Genomic DNA, 21,580 nt, shown 5'->3' on the forward strand with positions numbered 1-21,580 from the left:
TGATTGTGTGACGATGGTTAGGCGGCTTTGACCTTCGCCCGCTTGGCGAGGTGCGCCACCACGTTTTCGATCATGCGCATGCCGGCATCGCCGCCGAGCGTCATGATCGATTCCGGGTGGAACTGCACCGCCGCAACCGGCTCCTTCGTGTGCTCGATGCCCATGATCGTGCCGTCTTCGCTTTCAGCCGTGATCATGAAATCACGCGGCAGGCTCGACGGATCGGCAAAGATCGAGTGGTAGCGACCGACGGTCACTTCCTTGCCGAGGCCGGAAAAGACGATGCCGGGCTCGAGCACGCGGATGCGCGAGGGCTTGCCGTGCATCGGGATCGCCAGTTGCCGGAGGTCGCCGCCATAGGCTTCGGCAAGCGCCTGCAGGCCGAGGCAGACGCCGAAGATCGGCAGGTCACGGGCGCGCGCCTTCTTGATCGTCGCCTTGCAATCGAAGTCTTTCGGATTGCCGGGACCGGGCGAAAGCACGACGAGATCCGGCTTCACCCGGTCGAAGATCTCTTCGGCCACCGGCGTACGCACGGTCGTGACCGTGGCACCCGTCTGGCGGAAATAGTTCGCCAGCGTGTGCACGAAGCTGTCCTCGTGGTCGACGAGCAGGATGTTGACACCAGCACCGACGGCAGCGACATCGCGGCCAGCCTTGCCGGCGTTGGCGGATTTCGCGTCACGGATGGCTGCGATCATGGCAGAGGCCTTCAGTTCGGTTTCGGCTTCTTCTTCTTCCGGGTTTGAATCGTAGAGCAGCGTTGCTCCCGCCCTCACCTCGGCAATGCCGTCCTTGATGCGGATGGTGCGCAGCGTCAGGCCGGTGTTCATGTCGCCGTTGAAGCCGACCATGCCGATCGCGCCACCATACCAGGCGCGCGGGCTCTTCTCGTGGCTCTCGATGAAGCGCATCGCCCACAGCTTCGGCGCGCCGGTGACCGTTACGGCCCAGGCATGGCTGAGGAAACCGTCGAAGGCGTCCATGTCGTCGCGCAGGCGGCCCTCGATGTGGTCGACCGTGTGGATCAGACGCGAATACATCTCGATCTGGCGGCGGCCGATGACCTTGACCGAGCCGGGCACACAGACGCGGCTCTTGTCGTTGCGGTCGACGTCCGAGCACATGGTCAGCTCGGATTCGTCCTTCTTGGAGTTCAGGAGCTTCAGGATCTGCTCGCTGTCGGCGATCGGGTCGTCGCCGCGCTTGATCGTGCCCGAGATCGGGCAGGTCTCGATGCGGCGGCCGGACACGCGCACGAACATCTCCGGCGAGGCGCCGACCAGATATTCCTGGTTTCCGAGATTGATGAAGAAAGAATAGGGCGACGGGTTGATCGCCTTCAACCGGTTGGAGATTTCCGACGGCTTGCTGTCGCAGCGCTCGAAGAACTTCTGGCCGGGCACGACTTCGAAGAGATCACCGCGACGAAAGCTCTCCTTCGCCTTGACGACGAGTTCGGCATATTCGCCAGGGCGATGGTCGCCATGCGGCGGAATGCTGTCGACGGTCTGGAAGGGTTCGCTGGCGATCTCTTCCGTCTTGCCCTCGGTCGAAGCGCCGTCCTTGGCAAAATCGTAGCGGTCGATCCAGGCCTTGGCGGCATAGTGGTCGACGACCAGGATTTCGTCCGGCAGGAACAGCACCATGTCGCGCTGATCGTCCGGACGCTTCAGCTTCAGGTCGATCGCGTCGAACTGGAAGGCAAGGTCGTAACCGAAGGCGCCGTAGAGCCCGAGGTTTGCATCCTCTGCCGAATGGAAGAGGTTGGTGACGGCGCGCAGTACGGTAAAGACCGTCGGCATCTTCGAGCGTTCTTCCTCGGTGAAGACACGGTCGGGCACGTTGATCGTCAGGTCGAGACGGGTTGCCGTCGAGGAGACGAGCGTGATGTCGGCAACGGTTTTCAGATGTTCTGCGATGATCGACAGCAGCACTTCGCCACGGCCGTTATAGGCTTCGATCCAGAGCGCGCGACCGAAGGAGGAGATGCCGAGCGGCGGATCGACGACGGCGGTGTCCCAGCGGGTGTAGCGGCCGGGATATTCGTAGTTGGACGAAAACACCGCGCCGCGGCGCTCATCCAGCCTGTCTACATAGCTGGAGATCGCATCCGCATAGGAGGCCTCGCGCCGCCTGCGGGTGACGACGATGCCGCCCCTGGTGGTATAGCTTTCCGCGCCGTCTTCGAGAATTGCCGTTGCCATTCGTCTCGCTCCGTAAAAGCCCGGTTTTCCCATGCGGCCAGAATACAAAAAAGCCGCCTCGAAATCTCCGGGCGGCTTGGTGTCTCAATCACGCATGACTGGTCAAGGCCGCCTCAGCGAGCCCACCACCAGATCGAAATGTTGCGTGCATTTGTCATGGGCGAAAGTGTTAGCGCGGGTTGCGCCCTTGCGCAAGCGGGAAAAAGCGGCACCGTAGAGGCAAAAGAAAAGGCGGCCACAAGGACCGCCTTTTCGACTGGAGTTCGTCTGGTATCGCTTAGAACTTGGCCTTGGCAGTAACCAGGAAGGTGCGGCCGCGACCGGTGTCGATCGTGCTGCCGGCAATGGTGCTCGACGATGGGGTATAGGTCTTGTCGAACAGGTTCGTCACCGTTCCGGTCACCTCGAAGCCATTCTCGAACTTGTAGTTCGCGAACATATCGACCAGGCCGTAACCCGGAACGGTCGGCGGTGTGCGGTTGATCGCACCGACGTCGGCGCTCGATACGGCGTAGAAGCGCGTTCCGACCGTCAGGCGTTGATCTTCGAGGAAGCGGGCGCCGAGCGTCGCGCTGACAATGTTGTCCGGCAGATAGCTCTGCACGCCGAACCCGTTGACCTGCGACGGCAGCTTGCTGTCGGTGTAGGTATAGGCAAGGTCGCCGAACACGAAGCCTGCATCATAGGCCGCCTGCAGTTCGAAGCCCTGAACCGTCGAGGTGCCCGGGTTGTTGGCGAAGAAGATCTGACGGCCGCCATTGAGCAGGACTGCAGTGATGTAGTTGTCGATCCTGTTGTGGAAGTAGTTGGCCTTCACCCGCAGGCTGTCGCTGGAATCGAGCAAGCCGTCGAAGGAGAAATTGGCGCCGACTTCCCACCCCTTGGAGGTTTCAGGCTCCAGGAACGGATTGGGGAAGAAGGACTGGCCGCTCGGACCCGGATGCGTGCCGCCGGCAAAGGTTTCGTTGACGGTCGGCGAGCGCGAGGTCTCGGCGTAGGTCACGTAGGGCTGGAACCAGTCGGTCGGGTTGAGAGCAAGCGTGATGCTCGGGTTGAGGCGGCCGTCGGACTTGTCAACCGTGTAGGGGCCAGCCGGAAGACCGATCGGGTTGCCGGCAACGACAGCGCCCGAACCGTCGAGGCTGTAGTGGTCCCACCGCAGGCCGGCCGTCAGGTCGACGATGCCGTAGGTGAAGGTCGTATTGCTGAAGACGCCCGTCGTGGCATTGGTGCCGCTGCCGTTGACGCCAGCGCCCGGCCGCGCCGTGCTGTTGATGACGTCGTAGTCGTCGCGGAAATACTCGACGCCGTAATTGGCCCGGACCGCCACTTCGCCGAGATCGAACAGCGAGGTGTTGGAGACGTCGAAGCCCTTGCCGGTATCGGTGATGCGGCGACCTGCGGCAGTACCGGCACCGTTCACATCGGCGTCGTACTTCATCTTCAGCCGGTTCCAGTAGGCATTGGCGCGGAAGTCGATGAGCTCGTTGTCCGGCGTGTAGGAATAGCTTGCCGCCAGCGTCTGGTTGTTCACGTTCTGGAAGTAGGAGTTGGCGAAGAAGTCGTTGTCATAGGTGATGCCGCTGAACTTGAAGGTATGATCCTTGTCCGGCGTCACTTCGAACTTCAGCATGCCCGACAGCAGGTCCTCCTCGGTGTAGGGAACCTTAACGCCGTTGCCATTGTCGTAGTTGCCCGGATCGGCCTTGCTGATGCCGCCCAATACCGAGAATACGTCGTTGAAGCGATAGGCGCCGATCAGCGATTCCGACCAGCCGGCACCGTTGGTGCCGTAGGTGGCCGAGGCGATGCCGCCATAGTTCTTGCCGTCCTGGATCAGATCTTCGACGTCATAGGTCCTGAAGTTGACCGAACCGGCCAGCGCACCACCGCCAACACCGTTGACCGCGCCACGGGTCACGTCGATCTCGGACAGGAACGCCGGGTCGAAATAGGCAAAGCCCTGCGCTTCATGGCCGGTGAAGCGGAAATTCTGGCGCACGCCGTCGATCATCATGTTGACGCGGCCGGAACCTTCGAAGCCACGGATGTTGACGGCCACGCCCGGGTTCTGCGGGTTGTTCGCCGTCGATGTGCCAGGAACGCCGCGCAAGAGGTCGTCGGTTTCAAGCCCGGACTGAAGGTCGATCTGGTCGGTCGTCACCACGCTGACCGGGCCGGCCTTCGCATAGGGGTCACTGGTGCGTGCGCCCTTGACGACGATCGGCGACAGGAAGGTTTCACCCTTCTTTGCAGCTTCAGCCGTCTGCTCGTTTGCCTTCTGTTCGGTCGTCGCGGTCTGCGAGAAGGCAGCCGTTGCAGCGGAAAGAGCAAGTGTAGTCGTGCAAGCCAGAAGTGCCAGGCGACGGTGCCGGTTAAGCATGGACCAATCCTTTGAAATCATGGGCCGGGCTTGCTGTTGAGCGGCGAACTCAAGGGGCTGGCTGGGCGTGGGGTCGAAAGCGTTGCGACATTGCGTCGCCTCATTTATGCCGCATAAAAAACATGACTATTGTTGTCAACATAGAAACGCTTCCCCCACAATTTATGGGATCGTCCCAATTCGGGGCGTTGCCGAACTGCAACGCTCTTTGGGCGAGGCCGATGAAACCAGATCGCCTCCCATGCGTTCCTCCCCCTCTTGGGCTACCGCTCCGGACCCCGTGAAAGGATACGCATGCGTTGCCATATCCCTCTGATTTTCCTGTCGACATTGCTCCTCACTGGCGCGAGCCTTCCTAAATCCGGACCTCTTCCTTCCGAAAAACCGCCGACCGAAGCGCAGGCCGACGCGCCAATTCCGGCGCCTGAAAAAAAGCCTGGAACGCCGGCAAAGGATGGTGAGGCAAACAAGAACCAACCGCCGCCAGAAGAAGAGCAGGACAGCCAAACGCCGACACCTGAGCCGAAGCCGTCAGAAGGCACGGACACCGAGAAGGCTGACGACAAGGGAGCCGACGACAAGAAGGGCGACACAGCCGTAGGGGAAAAGGAGAAGGGCAAACCTGCGGACGACAAAGTCGAAGCACCCCCGATCACCTACCCGCCGGTCGAAAAGGAGAACCCGGCCGATTACGCCAAATGCCTGTCGGAGCTGAAGGCACTGGGCGCGGTCTTCACCGAGGCCAAGCGGATCGACGATGGTAAGGGCTGCGGCATCGACAAGCCGCTCGATGTCACCAGCGTGCTGCCCGACGTCACGCTGGCGCCGAAAGGGCTGATGCGCTGCGAGGCGGCACTGGCGCTGGCGCGCTGGACCAAGGAAGCGGTGCAGCCGGCGTCTGACGTGGCCTTTGCCAAGGGCACGACGGTCAAGACGCTGAACCAGGCCTCCACCTATATCTGCCGCCTGCGCAACAATGCCAAGACCGGCAAGATTTCGGAGCATGCGCACGGCAACGCCGTCGACATCGCGTCCTTCACCTTAAGCGACGGCAAGATCATCGAGATCCAGCCGCGCGACGAGGACGGCACCATGACCGGCGCCTTTCAGCGGGCGATCACCGCATCGGCCTGCCTCTATTTCAAGACCGTGCTCGATCCCGGCAGCGACGCAGCGCACGAAACGCACCTGCATCTCGACGTGATCGACCGCAGGAACGAATACCGCTACTGCCGCTAACTCTTTCCGTGTCCGAGGGCGACGAACTCGCCCTCGAAACGCCCCGCAAGCTCGTCACCATCGAGCAATTCAGCAGCAACGACGATGCGTGCCTTGCCCCGACGATGAAACATGCGCAGGAAATCCGGCCATTGCCCGATGTCTGCAAGGGTCGCGCAAGCCGCAAATGGACCGGCCACCGGCTTCAGATACTCCATGCGGTTGCTCTGGATCACCAGGCGTGCCGGAACGCCGGCGCGGGTCAGCCGCACATGCAGCAGCGACCATGCGGACAGGATCGACAGCGCCGAGGCACTACCGCCGAACACCGTTTCGCGATGATTGATGTTCGGGGCCAGCGGTGCCGAGAGCCGCACGTGCTCGTCCGTTACCTCGTCGACATGAACCTGCATCGCCGCGGACAGCGGAATATGGGCGTGAAGATAGGCTTCGAGGTTGAGCGGGGTCATGGGCGGCTTTTCCATTCGGCTGAGGACGTCTTGGATGGCAGGTCACCTGAAGAGATGAGCACGGCGACGCCGCCCTCCACAATAGTCTGAACGTTTGGCGCCCTCTCATGAACATTCCGCAGCACACCCAGGCCAACAAAGGCAACGCCGGCGCCTTGTCGGATCCGGTTTCCTTTCCCAGATAGCAGTCCAGGCAAATCGCAATCCCCCAACACCCGAGGAACCACCATGGCACTCACAATGTACCGGCTCTCCGTTCCCACTTTCGTCCATGGCTTCGCTGTCCTCGGCAAATTGCTCGACAAGGCCGAGGCCCATGCCGGCGAAACGGGCCTTTCGCTCGACGATCTCGTCAACGCCCGGCTCACCGCCGACATGCTGCCGTTCTCCGGCCAGGTCCAGCGCGCCAGCGACACGTCGAAGGGCACCATCGCCCGGCTGACCGATCTCCAAGTGCCGAGCTTTCCTGACGAGGAGAAGACGTTTGCGGATCTGCGCGAGCGCATCGGCAAGTCGGTGGCGTTCCTCGAAACGGTCCGGCCGGCCGACCTCGACGGCAGCGAGACCCGCGAGGTCACACTCAACTTCACCAAGCTGAAGATGACGCTCTCCGGCGAGGACTATCTGCTGAAGTTCGTTCTGCCGAACTTCTATTTCCATCTGACCACGGCCTACGACATCCTGCGCCACAAGGGTGTTCCGGTCGGCAAGGCAGACTTCATCAGCCTCAGCTGAGGCTGTGCATGAAATGGAAGGTGCGGAGCTGTAACGTCAGTCGACAACGCCTCAAATCGATTTCGTTTTGAGGCGTTGTCGATCCTTGCGATCGGCTAAAGCATTTCCAGGAAAAGTGCGGAGCGGTTTTCCGTCAGGAATTGCGTAAAAACAGAGACATAGAGCGTTTCTGTGTTTCCGTCTAAATCGGAAACGCTCTAGAACAGCCCTTCGATGTAGCCCTGTTGGTTGAGATAAATCTTCTCCGACGACGGCACCTTCGGCAGGCCGGGCATGGTCATGATCTCGCCGGTGATGACGACGACGAAACCCGCTCCTGCAGCAAGCCGGACTTCGCGGATAGGAACCGCGTGTCCGGTCGGCGCGCCGCGCAGGTTGGGGTCGGTCGAGAACGAATATTGCGTCTTGGCCATGCAGATCGGCAGGTGGCCATAACCCTGGTCCTCCCAGGTGCGCAATTGGTCACGCACCGACTTGTCGGCGATCACTTCGCTGGCATGGTAGATGTCCTTGGCGATCGTCTCGATCTTGTGGAACAGCGACATCTCGTCGGGATAGAGCGGCGAAAACTGCGAGTGGCCGCCCTCGGCAAGCTCGGCCACCTTGCGTGCCAGTTCCTCGATGCCGGCTGAGCCTTCGGCCCAGTGGCGGCAGAGCACGGCCTCGGCACCGAGCGTTGCGACATAATCCTTGATTGCCTGCACCTCGGCCTCGGTGTCGGAGGTGAAATGATTGATCGCCACGATCGCCGGCACGCCGAATTTTTTCACGTTCTGCACGTGGCGGCCAAGATTGGCGCAACCCTTGCGCAGCGCCTCCAGGTTTTCCTTGCCGAGATCGTCCTTCTTGACCCCACCATTCATCTTGATCGCGCGCACAGTGGCGACGATGACAGCGGCATCGGGCTTGAGCCCCGCCTTGCGGCACTTGATGTCGAAGAATTTTTCCGCCCCGAGATCGGCGCCGAAACCGGCTTCGGTCACCACGTAATCCGCAAGCTTGAGCGCCGTCGTGGTCGCGATCACCGAGTTGCAGCCATGGGCGATGTTGGCGAACGGGCCGCCATGCACGAAGGCCGGGTTGTTCTCCAGCGTCTGCACCAGGTTCGGCTGCATCGCATCCTTCAAGAGCACCGTCATTGCGCCATCCGCCTTGATGTCGCGGGCAAAGACCGGGCTCTTGTCGCGCCGGTAACCAATGATGATATTCCCCAGGCGCTTTTCCAGATCCTTCAGATCCGTCGAGAGGCAGAGGATCGCCATGACCTCGGAGGCGACGGTGATGTCGAAGCCGGTCTCGCGCGGGTAGCCGTTGGCGACGCCGCCGAGCGAACCGACGATGCTGCGCAGCGCCCGGTCGTTCATGTCCATCACCCGTCGCCAAGTGATGCGCCTGATGTCGATGTTCTGCTCATTGCCCCAGTAGATGTGGTTGTCGAGCAGCGCCGCAAGCAGGTTATGGGCGGAGGTGATGGCGTGGAAATCGCCGGTGAAATGAAGGTTCATGTCCTCCATCGGCACCACCTGGGCATAGCCGCCACCGGCCGCCCCGCCCTTGACACCAAAGCAGGGGCCGAGCGACGCCTCGCGGATACAGACGACCGCCCTCTTGCCGATGCGGTTGAGCCCGTCGCCGAGACCGACGGTCGTCGTCGTCTTGCCTTCGCCGGCGGGCGTCGGGTTGATTGCCGTCACCAGGATCAGGTGGCCGTTCTTGCGGTCCTTCTGGGCTGCAATGAAATCGGCGCTGATTTTCGCCTTGTCATGCCCGTAGGGCAGCAGATGCTCCGGCGGAATGCCGAGCTTTGCGCCCACCTCGAGGATCGGCTTCTTCTTCGCGGCACGCGCGATTTCGATATCGGACTTGACCTCCGCCATGGGTTTTCCCCTCCCCCCAAGCTGCATTTTTTCTTTTGCCGCACCCCTTCATGGGATGAAGCTTGTTTCCAGCGGCTCCGGTCGGAGCCGCCGCCTTCAGGCATAAAATTCAGCGTGCAAGAATGTCGCGCATTTCGACGATGTTGGAGCGCACCCGCAGGATATAGAAGCCCATGGTCGCCAGATGCGTCGGCATGATCCAGCCGGCCTCCTCGCCGTTGGAGATGATCAGCGGCTGGATGCGAAGCGCCGAGCGCAGCTGCTTGATCGTTTCCGTCCAGATCGGCGTCAGGCCGCGCTGGGCAACCACGTTCTCGAAGTCGGCACCGGCAGCCGAAAGGATGCCGTAATAGCCATAGAGCTGGCCGTAGGCGAACCAGAAGCGGTCGTCGGCGCGCGTGTCGAACCAGCCGCCATTGTGGTTTTCCGAGCGCTCGCGAATGATCGCCGAGGTGTTGCCGAGGTCGTTGGCGATGCGGTCGAGGAATTCGACCAGGTTATCGGCGCGGCCGTCGAAGACGGCGTCGCACTTGGCAAGCGAAGCGTTGAAGGCGCGCATGTCCTTCATGGCGGCGCGATAGAAGCTCGGTGTCGGCGTCTTCGGGCCGAACGGATTGAGACCGAAGTACCAAGTCTCCTCGTCGAACTGGATGTTGCCCCGCGCGCGCTGCAGGTCGTTGTTGATGCCGGAGGTGCCGCGAACGCGCCCGAGCGAATCGACGAGCTCCACCGAGGTGCGGCGGACCGCCTGGTTGATGCCGCGCTGGAACGATGCCTTGTTGTCGAGCCAGGGCGTATCGTCCCAGTCGAGGCCGAAGAAGCCGGTCTTGTAGAGCAGCATCGACGAGATCCAGGCATTCTCGTTGACGTTGAAATCGATGAGGTCGGCCGTGACATCGACGATCGCCGAGGTCTGGCACTGGGTTCCGGCCGGCAGCTGCACGGCGGCGAGCGCCTCGGGCGTCACTTCGGCCGGCGGCGTGGCGACTGCCGCCTGGTTGGCTGCAGCTGCGCCTGTCGTCGTCTGCCCTGTCGTCGCCCCCGGTCCGCTCACAGGCGAACCGGCCGGCACCTTGCGCTCGGCGAGCTTGTAACGGTCGATGTAGTCAGGGTTGAAGTTCGTCCAGGCCTGGGTCTGCCAGACGAAGTAGCCATAGAAGAAGATCAGGCCGAGCAGGATGATGCCGATCGGTCCCTTGATGATCCAGCTGCGCTGGCGATACCAGTTTCCAAGTGCCACGAACGGCCACAGCAGCCACGCAACGGCCAGGCCGATGCCGCGGCCGATCGCGGTAAAGACACGCTGGAAAAACGCGACGATCGGATCAAACATGTCCTATTCCTCTCTGAGGCCGTAAAGCTTGCGGCGGAAGGCCGCCTTGTCTTTGAGATATGTCCCGGTCAGTGTCGCCACAACATATTCCCTGAACTTTTCGCTGTAACGCTCGTAGGCGTCATAAAACCCCTGCTTGTCGAAGACGAAGCGGGAGACGAAATCGCGAGGAACGAGCTGGGCGATCAGGCGATTGACCAGCCACTGATCGGGATGGCTGGGCGATGCCCTCACCAGCATGAAGCGGTTGGCCGGAGCGACATCCTGCATCCGGATGCCGCCGGTCGTTTGCACGGTGCGCAGCATTTCCTGCAGGAAAGGATAGGCGCCGTCCCGGGCAACGAGTGCGGCATTGCGGTGCATCCAGGTCTGCAGCCAGATCCGGTCGGCGCCGGCCAAATCCGCCGTCGGGTCGGCGTCGTTGATGAGCCCGCGCACCACCATGTCGGCCCGATGCTGGTAGAGCCCTGATTCCTCGACCCAGGACGCCTGCGGCAGTTGCAGCCGCTTGGTCGAGGCGAGGAAATCGTAAATGCGGGCGTGATCGTCGATGGCGATGTAGCTCACCTGCCAGGGCCGCGATCGGCGAAAACCGGGAACCGATGGGTCGCAGATAACCGTCGTTGTCTTGTCGTCGAGGAAGACATAGACGCCGCCGAAATGATTGGCCCAGAAGGCATCGTGGCGGAAAACCAGCTGATCGGGCACCAGCGCATTCTGTCGGATATCGCCCGTCACCTTCGCCAGCTCGACCATGCGGTTGAGCATCACGTCGTCCGTCCAGGCGGTGGGCACCTTCTTCAGGCGGTCGACCAGACCGCGCAGTTCTGCCGCCTTGCCCAGCATGTCCTCAGCTGAGAGCACCCGGAAGCGAACCTCATTGATCGACAAGAGGTCGTCGATATCGTCGACGATCGAAACCGAATCCTCGATCTCGCCGTAGAGCGCATCCTTGATCGTCACCGCGTTGATGGCGCGGCTGTTGGCGTTGAAGAACTCGTGCATCAACGCCGCCGTGTTGGAAAAGCTCGTATGCACCACCGGCAGCTCCGCCTGATCCGGCGTCATAATGATGAAGCGGCGGTTCACCCGGTTCGGGTCGAGATAGTCGCGGTCACCGAGCTCGTCGGCAATCTCCGGCGAAAATCCGGTCATGTCGATGCTGAAGCGCTCCAAGGCTGTGGGACGCAAGCCAAAGCCCTGCAGCGCCTTGTTGTAGCGCGCAATCAGATGCGGCTCGGAAATATCGAGCAGCCGTCCATAGATGAGCTCGGCTTCGAGCAGACGTTTCATCGGTCAGTGCTCCCCGCCATCACCCCTGCCACCGGCCGTCGCGCTTCATCGCCTCGATCTCGCGGATCGCCTTTTCGCGCTGGCGCTCGCGGCGGATGATGTCGGTGACGGCGGCATCGTCGGACTTGTCGGTGTAGCGGAATTCGCTGTCGGCGTAGCGGTTGATTTCCTGCAGCACCATGTCGATGGAGATCGGGCCGCGCAGCGCCTCGATCATCGCTTTCTTCTCGTCATAGCCCTTGTGCATGAACGAGCCGGCGTCCTTGAACCATTCGTCGGGCAATTCGACATCCATCGCCCTGAGCTTGATCGCATCGGTAATGTTCTTGATCGCCCGGCCGGTGAAGCGCGGTTCCGCTTCCTTGATCATGTGCAAATAGGCGCCGACGTCGGCAAGCGTGGCGAGCGCCCCCTTCTCCTTCTGGTATCGCTCCCAGACGGAAACGAGGCCCTCTTCCTGCGGTCGCGAATGCGCCTCGTAGGATTGCGACACGGCGCGTTTGATCTCCTGTCCTTCGAACAGCGCGTGTTCGCCAAGCGGGATCTTGTGGTTCTTGCCGACCAGCAGCGCGAAGATGTCGATGTAGTCGTCTTCCGTCTGCGGCCCATCGACCAGCCAGCGGGCGCCGGCGCGCTGCCTCAGCGCATCGTCGACATTCTCAGGGTAGTTGGAGAACATGCCGAAGGTGCAGTTGCCGCGCACCACCGTCGAGGCGCCGGCAAAGCTCTCCATCAGCACCGCCGTCACCTCATGCTGGCCGGCCGATGCCCGGTCGTCGGAGCGCTTGGCCGCCACCTGGTCGACGTCGTCGATGGTGCCGAAGCCGATGGCGCGCGGGTTGATGACGTTGTTGACGAATTCCTTGCAGTTCTGGCCTGATTTGCCCTGATAGGACGAGATCTGGTCGACGCCGAAGTTTTCGTAATGGAAGGCATAGCCGGCGATCTCGCAATATTCGTTGAGCATGCCGGCGAGCATCTGGATCAGGATCGTCTTGCCGGTGCCGGGCATGCCGTCGCCGATGAAGGTGAAGAGGAAGCCGCCGAGTTCGACGAAGGGGTTCATCTGCCGGTCGAAGTCATAGGCCATCAGCATCTTGGCGAGCTTCAGCGCCTGATACTTGGCGATATGGTTGCCGATGATCTCTTCCGGCTTCTTGAACGTCATGACAAGCGGCTTGCGCTTCTGGCCGGGCGCCACGTCGAAGCCATTGAGCGTGAAATCGTCCTGATCGAGACGGATATGGACGTTCTCGAAGCTCTGCAGACCGGTAAAGCGGCCCTTGCGCGCAATCAGCCCTTCGATGGCGACGCGCGAAAAGGCGCGTGCACGCGCCGTCAGCGCCAGATCGTCGGCCGCCCCTGCAATGCTGCGGTCGAGTGCGGCGATCAGCCCCTTCAAGGCGTCCTGCGGCGTGTCGAACAGGAAGTCCGGCTCGACCGCATCGTCGACCGGCTCGCCTTCTCCCGAGAGGGTCGCGCCGAGATAGGCGGCAAGGGTGAAGGCCGAGATATAGGCAGAGGCGTTCAGCAGCGCCTTGAACTGGTTGCCATCCTCTCCGGCAAGCGGCGCGGTCAAGTTGCGGGCCTGCAACTGCTCGAGGCTCGTCTGGCGTGCAAAGACGTCGGCAACGGCGAGCGCCACCTGGATGCCGCGGCGGGCGCGGTAGAGAACTGCGTGCTGTGCCGGCGACAGCATCGGGTCGCCCTGGCGCACCGCCTGGACCGTGCGCGCAAGCTCGACCTCACGGGTGCGGCGTTGGCCACCGGTCGATACCGTCGAGACGAACCGCCGTCCGGTGCCGGCGAGCGGCGCGCCGGCCGGGCCCTCGTCGCGCTCGAGGATCACCAGTTTGGTCACCAGCCCTTGCGCGACTGCCTGGTGCCTGGCGATCTCGTCTTCGTGCAGCGTCGTCAGCCCGGCATTGAGTGTCATGTTTAAACCTCGCTCACGACCTGGTTACCGGAGATGACATGCACCTTGTAGTCGCCGAAGACCTGCTCCGCTTCGCCCGCGGCATAAAGCGCCTGGTAGGCATCGTGCGGCACCAGCGCGTGTTTCTCGTAGGACGAGACGCCCATGCGCGTCGCCTCCAGATTGTCGGTGTCGATGTGGAACTCTTCCTGCGCCGGCGTCGTCGACCAGAAGCCGCGCTTGGCGGCGCGTTCGGCCTTGGAAAACACCTCCTGCACGGTCCAGGTCAGCAGCCAGGCATTTTCCGGCTTGCGCACCTTGGACAGAATCTCGTTGATCTTGGCATTGTTCTCGGTGATCCCGGCCGAATAGAACGGGCCAAGCACGATGCGCCGCAACTGCTTGGGGTGCAGCTCGGGAAAATCCTTGTCCATGTTGGTGGCAATCGTCACCGGCGTCAGCGAATAGGTGCTGTTCTTCGAGGCGAAATCATCGAAGCGGCTGGCAAGCTCCGGATTGAGCAGGCCGCCGACCGGCAGCGGGATCTCGACCTGCGGATTGAGCTTGCCGTCTTCGGTCACCAGCATCTCGACGATCTTCTCCGACGAATCCTCGATCGTCGCCATGTAAACCATCGGCAGGGTCTGGGTGCCGTCGAAGGCGCCCCAGCTCACCACGTAATAGGGCCGCATCGTCTTCGGGTTGACGGCGACGCGGATCGTTTCCGGCAGGATGAAGGGTGAAAAGATCTCGCCCTTGCCGATCTGCTCGAGGTAGAGGCGCTCCGCCATGCGCGCTTGCAGCGCCTCGGGAAACGCTTTCTGCCGCAGGATGAAATCGGCCATCTCCTCGCGCAGTGCATCGGCCGACGGAATGTCCGCAAGCCGCTTTGCGGCCGTCTGGCGGTCGTTTTCGAGTTCGAGCACGTTCTGGAAAACCGGAAAGCCACTCTCGGCCCGGGAGATCCGGAACTGGTCGACGAAGCCGATGCGGTTTTCCCAGCAGGCGATCGAAGCTTTCAGCCGGGCCAGATATGGAACGATCACCTCGCCGACCACGGTGTTGCGATAGAGCGGCGAATTGCGGTCGCCAAGAAACAGCTCTAGCCCGGCCAGCGCCGAATGGATCGAGGCAAAATACTGCGCAACGGCGGGGGATGCGGCAATTTTCATGCCGTTCCCCCTGGCGTGTAGCGCAAGGCAAAGTCGAACCGTTTCATGCGCATGCCCATGTGCTCGCGCCGATCACTGCTTCACGTAGTTGGCAGTGTTGTGTTTGTCCATGACCGCCTGGAAGCGCCGGGCAAAGGCGTCGTCGGCCAGCTTCTTGCGGCGCTGGATGTCCTGCGTCGACAGCATGTTCTTCTCATGCATTTCCAGGAGGTCGCCGATATGGCGCTGGGCGGCAGCGCCGATGCCGGCCATCGTCTCTTCAGCGGCCGTGTCGACCTGGCTTCCGAGCGTGTTGATCTTGTGGGCGACATCCTGCTGTGCCGCGGTCTTCAACGAATCTTCCAGCGCCTTGTAGAGCACGATGCGTTGCTCGGTATCGATCGTCAGCTTGTTGATGAGCGTGTTCTGCGCCGCGATCTGGTTGTTGAGCGAATCGACGAAGGTCTGGAACATCGAGGTGTAGCGCTCAAGCGTCTGGCTTTCGGCCAGAAGCTCCTGCTCCTTGGCCTGCTTCTCGTTGTATTCCGTCGCCAGTGCCGAGCGTTCGCCTTCAAGCTCGGTGCGCACCTTCTGTTCGGTCGATGCGGCAATGCGGTTTTCGATGTCGAGCAGCAGCGGGTTCAATTCCTCGATGCGCTTCTGCACCGTTTCCAGATTGGCCATGGTGCCCTTGCGGCGCTCGATCACCTGGATCAGGCTCTGCTCAGAGGTCTTGTAACGCTGGTCGAGGATCGACTTCTGGTCCTTGAGGATGCCGACAATGGTGTCGGACTTCGACAGCAACTCCTGCAGGTTGCCGGCAAGCGACATGTTGCGCACCCGGTCGGTGCGCAAACGCTGCATCTTCTGCTTGGAGAAGATACCGATGAACTTCTCGTAGCCGGTATAGTTCTTCATGCTCTCGAACTCGGTACCGAAGATGTTCGTCGCATCTTCCAGCCCGATGATCAGGTCGGCGATGTTGGCCTCCATCACCTTCTGCTGGTTGATCACGTCCTGAATGCGGGCGTTCTCGATATCGAAATTGACGTCGCCGAGCTTGGTCTCCGACTTGGCAAATTGCTCCAGCACGACGCCTGATTGTTCGAGCTTGCCGCGCATCTGCTCGACAACGCTTTTCGTCTTCTCGATTTCCGCGTCAAAATTCTGAAGCGAAGCCATATCATCCCCCTGGATCGATCGAGGCAACAGATGCCATCCGGGCCAAATTATTCAGCCTTCGATTGCAGTTATATAAAGGGTGTTTATCGAAAGAGAACAAGTCTAGCCGGCCGGCTTTTTTGGTCAACCGTCCCGTCGAAGTGCTTGAGATATCGAAGGCATTGCCTACCTGGCGGCCGCCGGATCCCTGAGATAGGCAATGACGTCGGCAATATCCTGCGGCTTCTTCAGGCCAACAAAGCTCATCTTTGTGCCGCCCACCATCGCCTTCGGGCTGAGCAGATACTCGCTCAGCGTCGCCTCGTCCCAGACATGCCCCTGTGAACCGAAAGCCCTCATGGCTTCCGAATAGCTGTAGTCGGCGACAGACGCGGCCGGACGGCCGATGACGCCCATAAGGCTCGGCCCAACACGATTGTTAGGTTCGGTAGCCGTGTGGCAGGCCCCGCATTTGCGGAAGACGGCAGCCCCCGCCTTGGCGTCGCCGCCGGCATGGCCGGGCGTCGCCCCGAGACAGAGGCAGATGAAAAGAGACGGAAGCAGACGCAGCATTGCGAACCTCATCGAGGAGAAACCGGATCAGCATGATCCCCCGACTGCGCAGCTTTCAAGGCGCTATGCAGTCGCACTGCAGCCAAGTGGGCCCAAGGAGTGCCGCAACACTCCAAACGCCAGACAGGCGGCCGCGAAACGAATCCGGTTTCAGGCGTCAGGCGGGGTCGCAACGCATCTTGTCTTCCCAGTGGCGCCGGCAATAGGAGACATATTTCTCGTTGCCGCCGACCTCGACCTGGGCGCCCTCGCGAACGACGTTGCCGTGCCCATCGAGACGGACGACCATCGTCGCCTTGCGGCCGCAGTCGCAGATCGTGCGCACTTCGCGCAGTTCGTCGGCAATGGCCAGAAGCGCCATCGAGCCCGGAAAGAGTTTGCCCTGGAAATCGGTGCGCAACCCGTAGGCCATGACGGGGATACCGATCCGGTCGGCGACCCGCGCCAGCTGCCAGACCTGCTCTTCGTCCAGGAACTGGGCTTCATCGACGAAGACGCAGGCAATCTTGCCCATGCCGTCGGTGTTGAGCTTTTCAATCAACGCGTGGAGATCGTCGCCGCCATGGAAGGGGATGGCGTCCGCATCGAGACCGATGCGCGACGAGATGCGTCCGGTGCCCGCCCGGTCGTCGAATGCCGCGATCAGCATGACGACGCGCATGCCGCGTTCCTGATAGTTGTAGGATGCCTGCAGCAGCAACGTGCTCTTGCCCGCATTCATCGTGGCATAGCTAAAATAGAGTTTGGCCATATCCTACCGTTTCCGGAATCGTCTCGCCGGTACATGACGAGGCTTGGCCCCGAAGGCCAGAGCCTGTTTGCGCGACCCACAGTTTTTCGCCCGACTTGACCATTTCGTGGGCATTGCGACATTCTGCGTCGCAGCGTGCATCCCGTCCGCGTATTGACGCAATACACTTCCTTCGACATCAAAGCGCTTGAATTCGCTATCCAATGGTGTTTGGCTAAAACAATAATAGAGGCAGGGGAACGACAACGATGAACAAAGCACTCTCTCTCAAATTCATGCTCGCTGGCGCCGTTTCGGTGGCTGCCCTTGTTGCTGGAAACGCCGCGGCGGCCGAGCCTGAAAACTGTGGCACGGTCCGTTTCTCCGACGTTGGATGGACGGATATCACAGCCACCACCGCCACGGTTTCCGCCGTGCTCAAGGGCCTCGGCTATCAGACGGAAATCAAGGTTCTCTCGGTTCCGGTCACCTACACCTCGCTGAAGAACAAGGACATCGACGTCTTCCTCGGCAACTGGATGCCGACCCAGGAAAACGACGTTCGCCCCTATCTCGACGACAAGTCGGTCGAATCCTTCGGCCCGAACCTCGAAGGCGCGAAATACACGCTGGCGACCAACGCCAAGGGTGCCGAACTCGGCATCAAGGACTTCAAGGATATCGCCGCCCAGAAAGACGCGCTCGAAGGCAAGATCTATGGCATCGAGCCGGGCAATGACGGCAACCGCCTGATCATCGACATGGTCGACAAGGACACCTTCGGCCTCAAGGGCTTCGAAGTGGTCGAATCCTCCGAACAGGGCATGCTGGCGCAGGTCGCCCGCTCCGAAAAGGACGGTGCGCCGATCGTGTTCCTCGGCTGGGAGCCGCATCCGATGAACGCCAATTTCAAGCTTACCTACCTCTCCGGCGGTGACGATATCTTCGGCCCGAATTTCGGCGGCGCCACCATCTTCACCAACGTTCGTGCCGGCTACACCACCGAATGCCCCAATGTCGGCAAGCTGCTCACGAACCTCAAGTTCTCGCTGCAGATGGAAAACGAGATCATGGGCAAGATCCTCAACGACGGCAAGGAACCGGATGCCGCCGCCACGGAATGGCTGAAGGCCAACCCGACGGCGATCGAACCGTGGCTCGCCGGCGTGACCACCAAGGATGGCGGCGAAGGCCTCCCGGCGGCCAAGACCGCGCTCGGGCTCTGAGCGACGACAAGGCGGGGGGACCCCGCCTTTTTTCACCGCATCGCGCGATATTGTTGATCTGACGAGACGGATTCACCCCTGTGGAATTTCTGACCGAATACCGCATTCCCATCGGCGGCTGGGCCAAGGCGTTCGTCGACTGGCTGACGACGAACTTCGAGCTGTTCTTCGACCAACTTGCCCGCTTCCTGTCCGGCGTCGTCGGCATTCTGCTCTATATCCTGCAGACGCCGCATCCGCTGATCGTGGTGGCAGTCATCACCGGGCTTGCCTGGTGGTTCCGCCGTTCGCTCGGCATCACGCTGTTCACCGGCCTCGGATTGCTGCTGATCATCAACCAGGGCTACTGGAAGGAAACGACCGAGACACTGGCTCTGGTGCTGGCTGCCAGCGTCGTCAGCATGGCCGTCGGCGTTCCGCTCGGCATTGCCGCTGCGCGCCGCGCCTGGGTCTATTCCGTCATGCGCCCGATCCTCGACTTGATGCAGACGATCCCCACCTTCGTCTATCTGATCCCCGCGCTCATTCTCTTCGGCCTCGGCATGGTGCCGGGCCTGATCGCAACGGTGATCTTCGCCATTCCAGCCCCCATCCGCCTCACCCGCCTCGGCATCATCTCCACGCCGCCGTCGCTGGTGGAAGCGGCACAGGCCTTCGGCGCAACACCGGGCCAGGTGCTGCGCAAGGTCGAGCTACCCTTCGCAATGCCGCAGATCATGGCGGGCCTGACCCAGACGATCATGCTCTCGCTGTCGATGGTGGTCATCGCGGCGCTGGTCGGCGCCAACGGGCTCGGCGTTCCCGTGCTGCGGGCGCTGAACTCGGTGAACGTCGCCAAGGGTTTCGAGGCCGGCCTCTGCATCGTCATCCTGGCTATCATCCTCGACCGCCTGTTCCGCTCGTCCGACGAAGGAGAGGGTGCATGACCGACGCCGTCGTTTTCAAGAATGTCGACATCATCTTCGGCAACAATCCGCAGACCGCGCTGCAGATGGTCGACCAGGGCAAGACCCGCGACGAGATCGGCGCGGCCACCGGCCTGGTGCTGGGCGTCGCCGGTGCAACGCTGTCGATCAACGAGGGCGAGATCCTGGTCTTGATGGGCCTCTCCGGCTCCGGCAAGTCGACGCTGCTTCGCGCCGTCAACGGCCTGGCACCCGTCGTGCGCGGCGAGGTCGAGGTCAAGACCGCCAATGGACCGCTCAATCCCTATCGAACCACGCCCAAGTCGCTGCGCGATTTCCGCATGCACACCGTGTCGATGGTGTTCCAGCAGTTCGCGCTGTTGCCCTGGCGCACCGTTGCCGACAATGTCGGCTTCGGTCTTGAGCTTGCCGGCATGCCCGACGCCGAACGCAAGGCCCGCGTCGGCGAGCAGCTCGAACTCGTCAACCTGACGAAGTGGGCAGGCCGCAAGGTCAACGAGCTTTCGGGCGGCATGCAGCAGCGCGTCGGCCTGGCCCGCGCCTTTGCGACCGGCGCGCCGATCCTGTTGATGGACGAACCGTTCTCGGCGCTCGACCCATTGATCCGAACCCGGCTGCAGGACGAACTGCTCGAATTCCAACGTCGCCTGAAGAAGACCATCGTCTTCGTCAGTCATGACCTCGACGAGGCGTTCCGCATCGGCAACCGCATCGCCATCATGGAAGGCGGCCGCATCATCCAGTGCGGTACGCCGCAAGACATCGTCAGAAACCCGGCGAACCAATATGTCGCCGATTTCGTTCAGCACATGAACCCGATCACCATGCTGACGGCCAAGGACGTGATGCAGACCGGCGTCCAACGCGGAGCAACGGTTGCCGGCGTGACGGCAACCGCCAAGCCGACGACACCGCTCGTCGATATCCTCGACGCCATGTCCCGCCAGCCGGGCAGCGTCGGCGTCGTCGACAATGGCTCCGTGGTCGGCACGATCAACGCGCAAAACATCGTTGAAGGCCTGACGCGACACCGCAACAAAAGTTGACGAAAGCGCACAAGAAGCCAATAAAAGCCCGGACCCTGTTCCGGGCTTTTTCGTCTGGAACCGGACCGAAGCTCAGGAAGGAAGACGAATGACCGACAAGCCGAACGTATTGCGCGAAACCGATGACGAGGCGCGCAAGCTGGCGCATACGCTCTTGCGCGGTGCGCGCAGCGGTTCGCTTGCGGCAATCGAACCGGAGAGCGGCGGCTTCCCGTTCGTCAGTCGCGTCCTCGTCGGCATGGATGTCGACGGTGTGCCGCTGATCCTGATTTCCAAATTGTCGACCCACACAAAGGCTCTGCTTGCCGACACGCGCGCCTCGCTGCTGACGGGAGAACCGGGCAAAGGCGATCCCCTCGCCCATCCAAGGCTCACAGTGCAGTGCGAGGCCGAAGCGGTTGAACGCGATTCGGACGCTCACGCCCGCATCCGCGAGCGGTTCGTCCGTCGTCACCCCAAATCGAAGCTCTATGTCGACTTCCCCGATTTCGGTTTCTTCCGTCTAAATCCGTTACGCGCGAGCCTTAACGGTGGTTTCGGGCGCGCCTACGTGCTGACGGCGGAGGATCTGGTGATCGAATCACCGGCCACCGCATCACTCGCAGCGATGGAAGCCGGTGCCATCGAGCATATGAACGCCGATCACGCCGAAGCGGTCAAGTTTTACGCTGAAAAGCTCTGTAACGCCCCGGAAGGCGACTGGAAGGTCGTCGGCATCGACGCCGCCGGCCTGGATCTGGCCTATGGCGACCAATTGAAGCGGCTCGAGTTTCCTGCGCCAATGCGGGACAGCTCGGAGTTACGGCCACTTTTGCGCGAACTTTACGGTTAATCGCTCGCCAGATACCCCCATTTCTTGCAGTAGGTAGTTGCCCTTTTATGCATCACGACTAATTATCGTCCTTCGTCAACCATAACTACGTGTGATGTAATTTTCGCATGGAGCACGCAATGCAGCCACTTTCGCCTGAAAAACATGATGAAGCCGAGATAGCAGCCGGCTTCCTCTCGGCCATGGCAAACCCTAAGCGCCTTCTCATCCTCGATTCCCTTGTCAAGGAAGAGATGGCAGTCGGCGCATTGGCCAATAAGGTGGGCTTGAGCCAGTCCGCTCTTTCCCAGCACCTGTCCAAACTGCGAGCCCAGAATCTGGTCAGCACTCGCCGTGACGCTCAGACGATCTACTACTCCAGTTCGTCCGACGCCGTCATGAGGATTTTGGGTACGCTCTCCGATATCTACGGCGTCGACGCAAATGCCGTGGAAGAAAAGACCTTGGTCCGCCGCTCGGCCTGACCTTATCAGTCCGCAACAGGGATCATGCCCTGAAGTAGCC

19 protein-coding genes are annotated in these 21,580 nt (G+C 61.5%); 7 read left to right on the top strand and 12 right to left on the bottom strand.

What is annotated here, in order from left to right:
• Positions 1 to 17 precede the first annotated feature (17 nt).
• The 3 genes from LPJGGPFB_RS16240 to LPJGGPFB_RS16245 all read right to left on the bottom strand — a co-directional run bounded on the left by LPJGGPFB_RS16240 (position 18) and on the right by LPJGGPFB_RS16245 (position 4,590).
• Positions 18 to 2,207 (bottom strand): anthranilate synthase, encoded by a 2,190-nt coding sequence (locus LPJGGPFB_RS16240; RefSeq protein WP_173420840.1) that lies wholly within the window; start codon positions 2,205 to 2,207, stop codon positions 18 to 20.
• 113 nt (positions 2,208 to 2,320) lie between these two features.
• A complete protein-coding gene (gene trpLE, locus LPJGGPFB_RS32870) occupies positions 2,321 to 2,365 on the bottom strand; it encodes a trpE operon leader peptide TrpLE (RefSeq protein ID WP_178385073.1) in 45 nt (14 codons plus the stop codon).
• Between the two features lie 119 nt (positions 2,366 to 2,484).
• Positions 2,485 to 4,590: a TonB-dependent receptor domain-containing protein gene (locus LPJGGPFB_RS16245; RefSeq protein ID WP_173420841.1), complete on the bottom strand. Its 2,106-nt coding sequence runs from the start codon at positions 4,588 to 4,590 to the stop codon at positions 2,485 to 2,487.
• Positions 4,591 to 4,884: 294 nt separating this feature from the next.
• Between LPJGGPFB_RS16245 and LPJGGPFB_RS16250 the strand changes: the two genes are divergently transcribed.
• Complete coding sequence (locus tag LPJGGPFB_RS16250; protein WP_173420842.1) at positions 4,885 to 5,829, top strand: extensin-like domain-containing protein; 945 nt, start codon at positions 4,885 to 4,887, stop codon at positions 5,827 to 5,829.
• Here LPJGGPFB_RS16250 and LPJGGPFB_RS16255 read toward each other — a convergent pair.
• Complete coding sequence (locus LPJGGPFB_RS16255) at positions 5,826 to 6,278, bottom strand: thioesterase domain-containing protein (RefSeq protein WP_173420843.1); 453 nt, start codon at positions 6,276 to 6,278, stop codon at positions 5,826 to 5,828. The genes LPJGGPFB_RS16250 and LPJGGPFB_RS16255 overlap by 4 nt on opposite strands.
• A 228-nt stretch (positions 6,279 to 6,506) precedes the next feature.
• On the opposite strand from LPJGGPFB_RS16255, the gene LPJGGPFB_RS16260 reads away from it, so the two are divergent.
• Positions 6,507 to 7,013, top strand: a complete 507-nt coding sequence (locus tag LPJGGPFB_RS16260; protein ID WP_173420844.1) for a DUF1993 domain-containing protein — start codon at positions 6,507 to 6,509, stop codon at positions 7,011 to 7,013.
• Between the two features lie 197 nt (positions 7,014 to 7,210).
• Here the strand turns inward: LPJGGPFB_RS16260 and LPJGGPFB_RS16265 are convergent, their stop codons facing one another.
• The 8 genes from LPJGGPFB_RS16265 to LPJGGPFB_RS16300 all read right to left on the bottom strand — a co-directional run bounded on the left by LPJGGPFB_RS16265 (position 7,211) and on the right by LPJGGPFB_RS16300 (position 17,067).
• Positions 7,211 to 8,890: a formate--tetrahydrofolate ligase gene (locus LPJGGPFB_RS16265; RefSeq protein WP_173420845.1), complete on the bottom strand. Its 1,680-nt coding sequence runs from the start codon at positions 8,888 to 8,890 to the stop codon at positions 7,211 to 7,213.
• Positions 8,891 to 8,999: 109 nt separating this feature from the next.
• Positions 9,000 to 10,223 (bottom strand): DUF2333 family protein, encoded by a 1,224-nt coding sequence (locus LPJGGPFB_RS16270; protein WP_173420846.1) that lies wholly within the window; start codon positions 10,221 to 10,223, stop codon positions 9,000 to 9,002.
• Positions 10,224 to 10,226: 3 nt separating this feature from the next.
• Positions 10,227 to 11,516 (bottom strand): DUF6638 family protein, encoded by a 1,290-nt coding sequence (locus LPJGGPFB_RS16275; protein WP_173420847.1) that lies wholly within the window; start codon positions 11,514 to 11,516, stop codon positions 10,227 to 10,229.
• Positions 11,517 to 11,535: 19 nt separating this feature from the next.
• Positions 11,536 to 13,452 (bottom strand): AAA family ATPase, encoded by a 1,917-nt coding sequence (locus LPJGGPFB_RS16280; protein WP_173420848.1) that lies wholly within the window; start codon positions 13,450 to 13,452, stop codon positions 11,536 to 11,538.
• Positions 13,453 to 13,454: 2 nt separating this feature from the next.
• Positions 13,455 to 14,603, bottom strand: coding sequence for a hypothetical protein (locus LPJGGPFB_RS16285; RefSeq protein ID WP_173420849.1), 1,149 nt, complete (start codon positions 14,601 to 14,603; stop codon positions 13,455 to 13,457).
• A 72-nt stretch (positions 14,604 to 14,675) separates the two neighbouring features.
• On the bottom strand, positions 14,676 to 15,764 hold the full coding sequence (locus tag LPJGGPFB_RS16290) for a coiled-coil domain-containing protein (protein WP_173420850.1): 1,089 nt from the start codon (positions 15,762 to 15,764) through the stop codon (positions 14,676 to 14,678).
• 165 nt (positions 15,765 to 15,929) lie between these two features.
• Positions 15,930 to 16,328 (bottom strand): c-type cytochrome, encoded by a 399-nt coding sequence (locus LPJGGPFB_RS16295; RefSeq protein WP_173420851.1) that lies wholly within the window; start codon positions 16,326 to 16,328, stop codon positions 15,930 to 15,932.
• Between the two features lie 145 nt (positions 16,329 to 16,473).
• Positions 16,474 to 17,067, bottom strand: coding sequence for a thymidine kinase (locus tag LPJGGPFB_RS16300; RefSeq protein WP_173420852.1), 594 nt, complete (start codon positions 17,065 to 17,067; stop codon positions 16,474 to 16,476).
• 248 nt (positions 17,068 to 17,315) lie between these two features.
• Here LPJGGPFB_RS16300 and LPJGGPFB_RS16305 point away from each other — a divergent pair, with 248 nt between their 5' ends.
• From LPJGGPFB_RS16305 to LPJGGPFB_RS16325, 5 genes are all read left to right on the top strand, one after another.
• Positions 17,316 to 18,272: a choline ABC transporter substrate-binding protein gene (locus LPJGGPFB_RS16305; RefSeq protein WP_173420853.1), complete on the top strand. Its 957-nt coding sequence runs from the start codon at positions 17,316 to 17,318 to the stop codon at positions 18,270 to 18,272.
• Positions 18,273 to 18,352: 80 nt separating this feature from the next.
• Complete coding sequence (gene choW / locus LPJGGPFB_RS16310) at positions 18,353 to 19,198, top strand: choline ABC transporter permease subunit (RefSeq protein ID WP_173420854.1); 846 nt, start codon at positions 18,353 to 18,355, stop codon at positions 19,196 to 19,198.
• The gene (choV, locus tag LPJGGPFB_RS16315; RefSeq protein ID WP_173420855.1) at positions 19,195 to 20,244 is read left to right on the top strand and encodes a choline ABC transporter ATP-binding protein; all 1,050 of its coding nucleotides are present in this window, start codon (positions 19,195 to 19,197) and stop codon (positions 20,242 to 20,244) included. The genes choW and choV overlap by 4 nt, the downstream gene beginning before the upstream one ends.
• A gap of 88 nt (positions 20,245 to 20,332) precedes the next feature.
• Positions 20,333 to 21,076, top strand: a complete 744-nt coding sequence (locus tag LPJGGPFB_RS16320; RefSeq protein ID WP_173420856.1) for a HugZ family pyridoxamine 5'-phosphate oxidase — start codon at positions 20,333 to 20,335, stop codon at positions 21,074 to 21,076.
• Positions 21,077 to 21,195: 119 nt separating this feature from the next.
• Positions 21,196 to 21,540, top strand: a complete 345-nt coding sequence (locus tag LPJGGPFB_RS16325; RefSeq protein WP_173420857.1) for an ArsR/SmtB family transcription factor — start codon at positions 21,196 to 21,198, stop codon at positions 21,538 to 21,540.
• Positions 21,541 to 21,580 lie beyond the last annotated feature (40 nt).

The organism is Ensifer adhaerens (assembly GCF_013283195.1).
Classification (GTDB): domain Bacteria; phylum Pseudomonadota; class Alphaproteobacteria; order Rhizobiales; family Rhizobiaceae; genus Ensifer; species Ensifer adhaerens_G.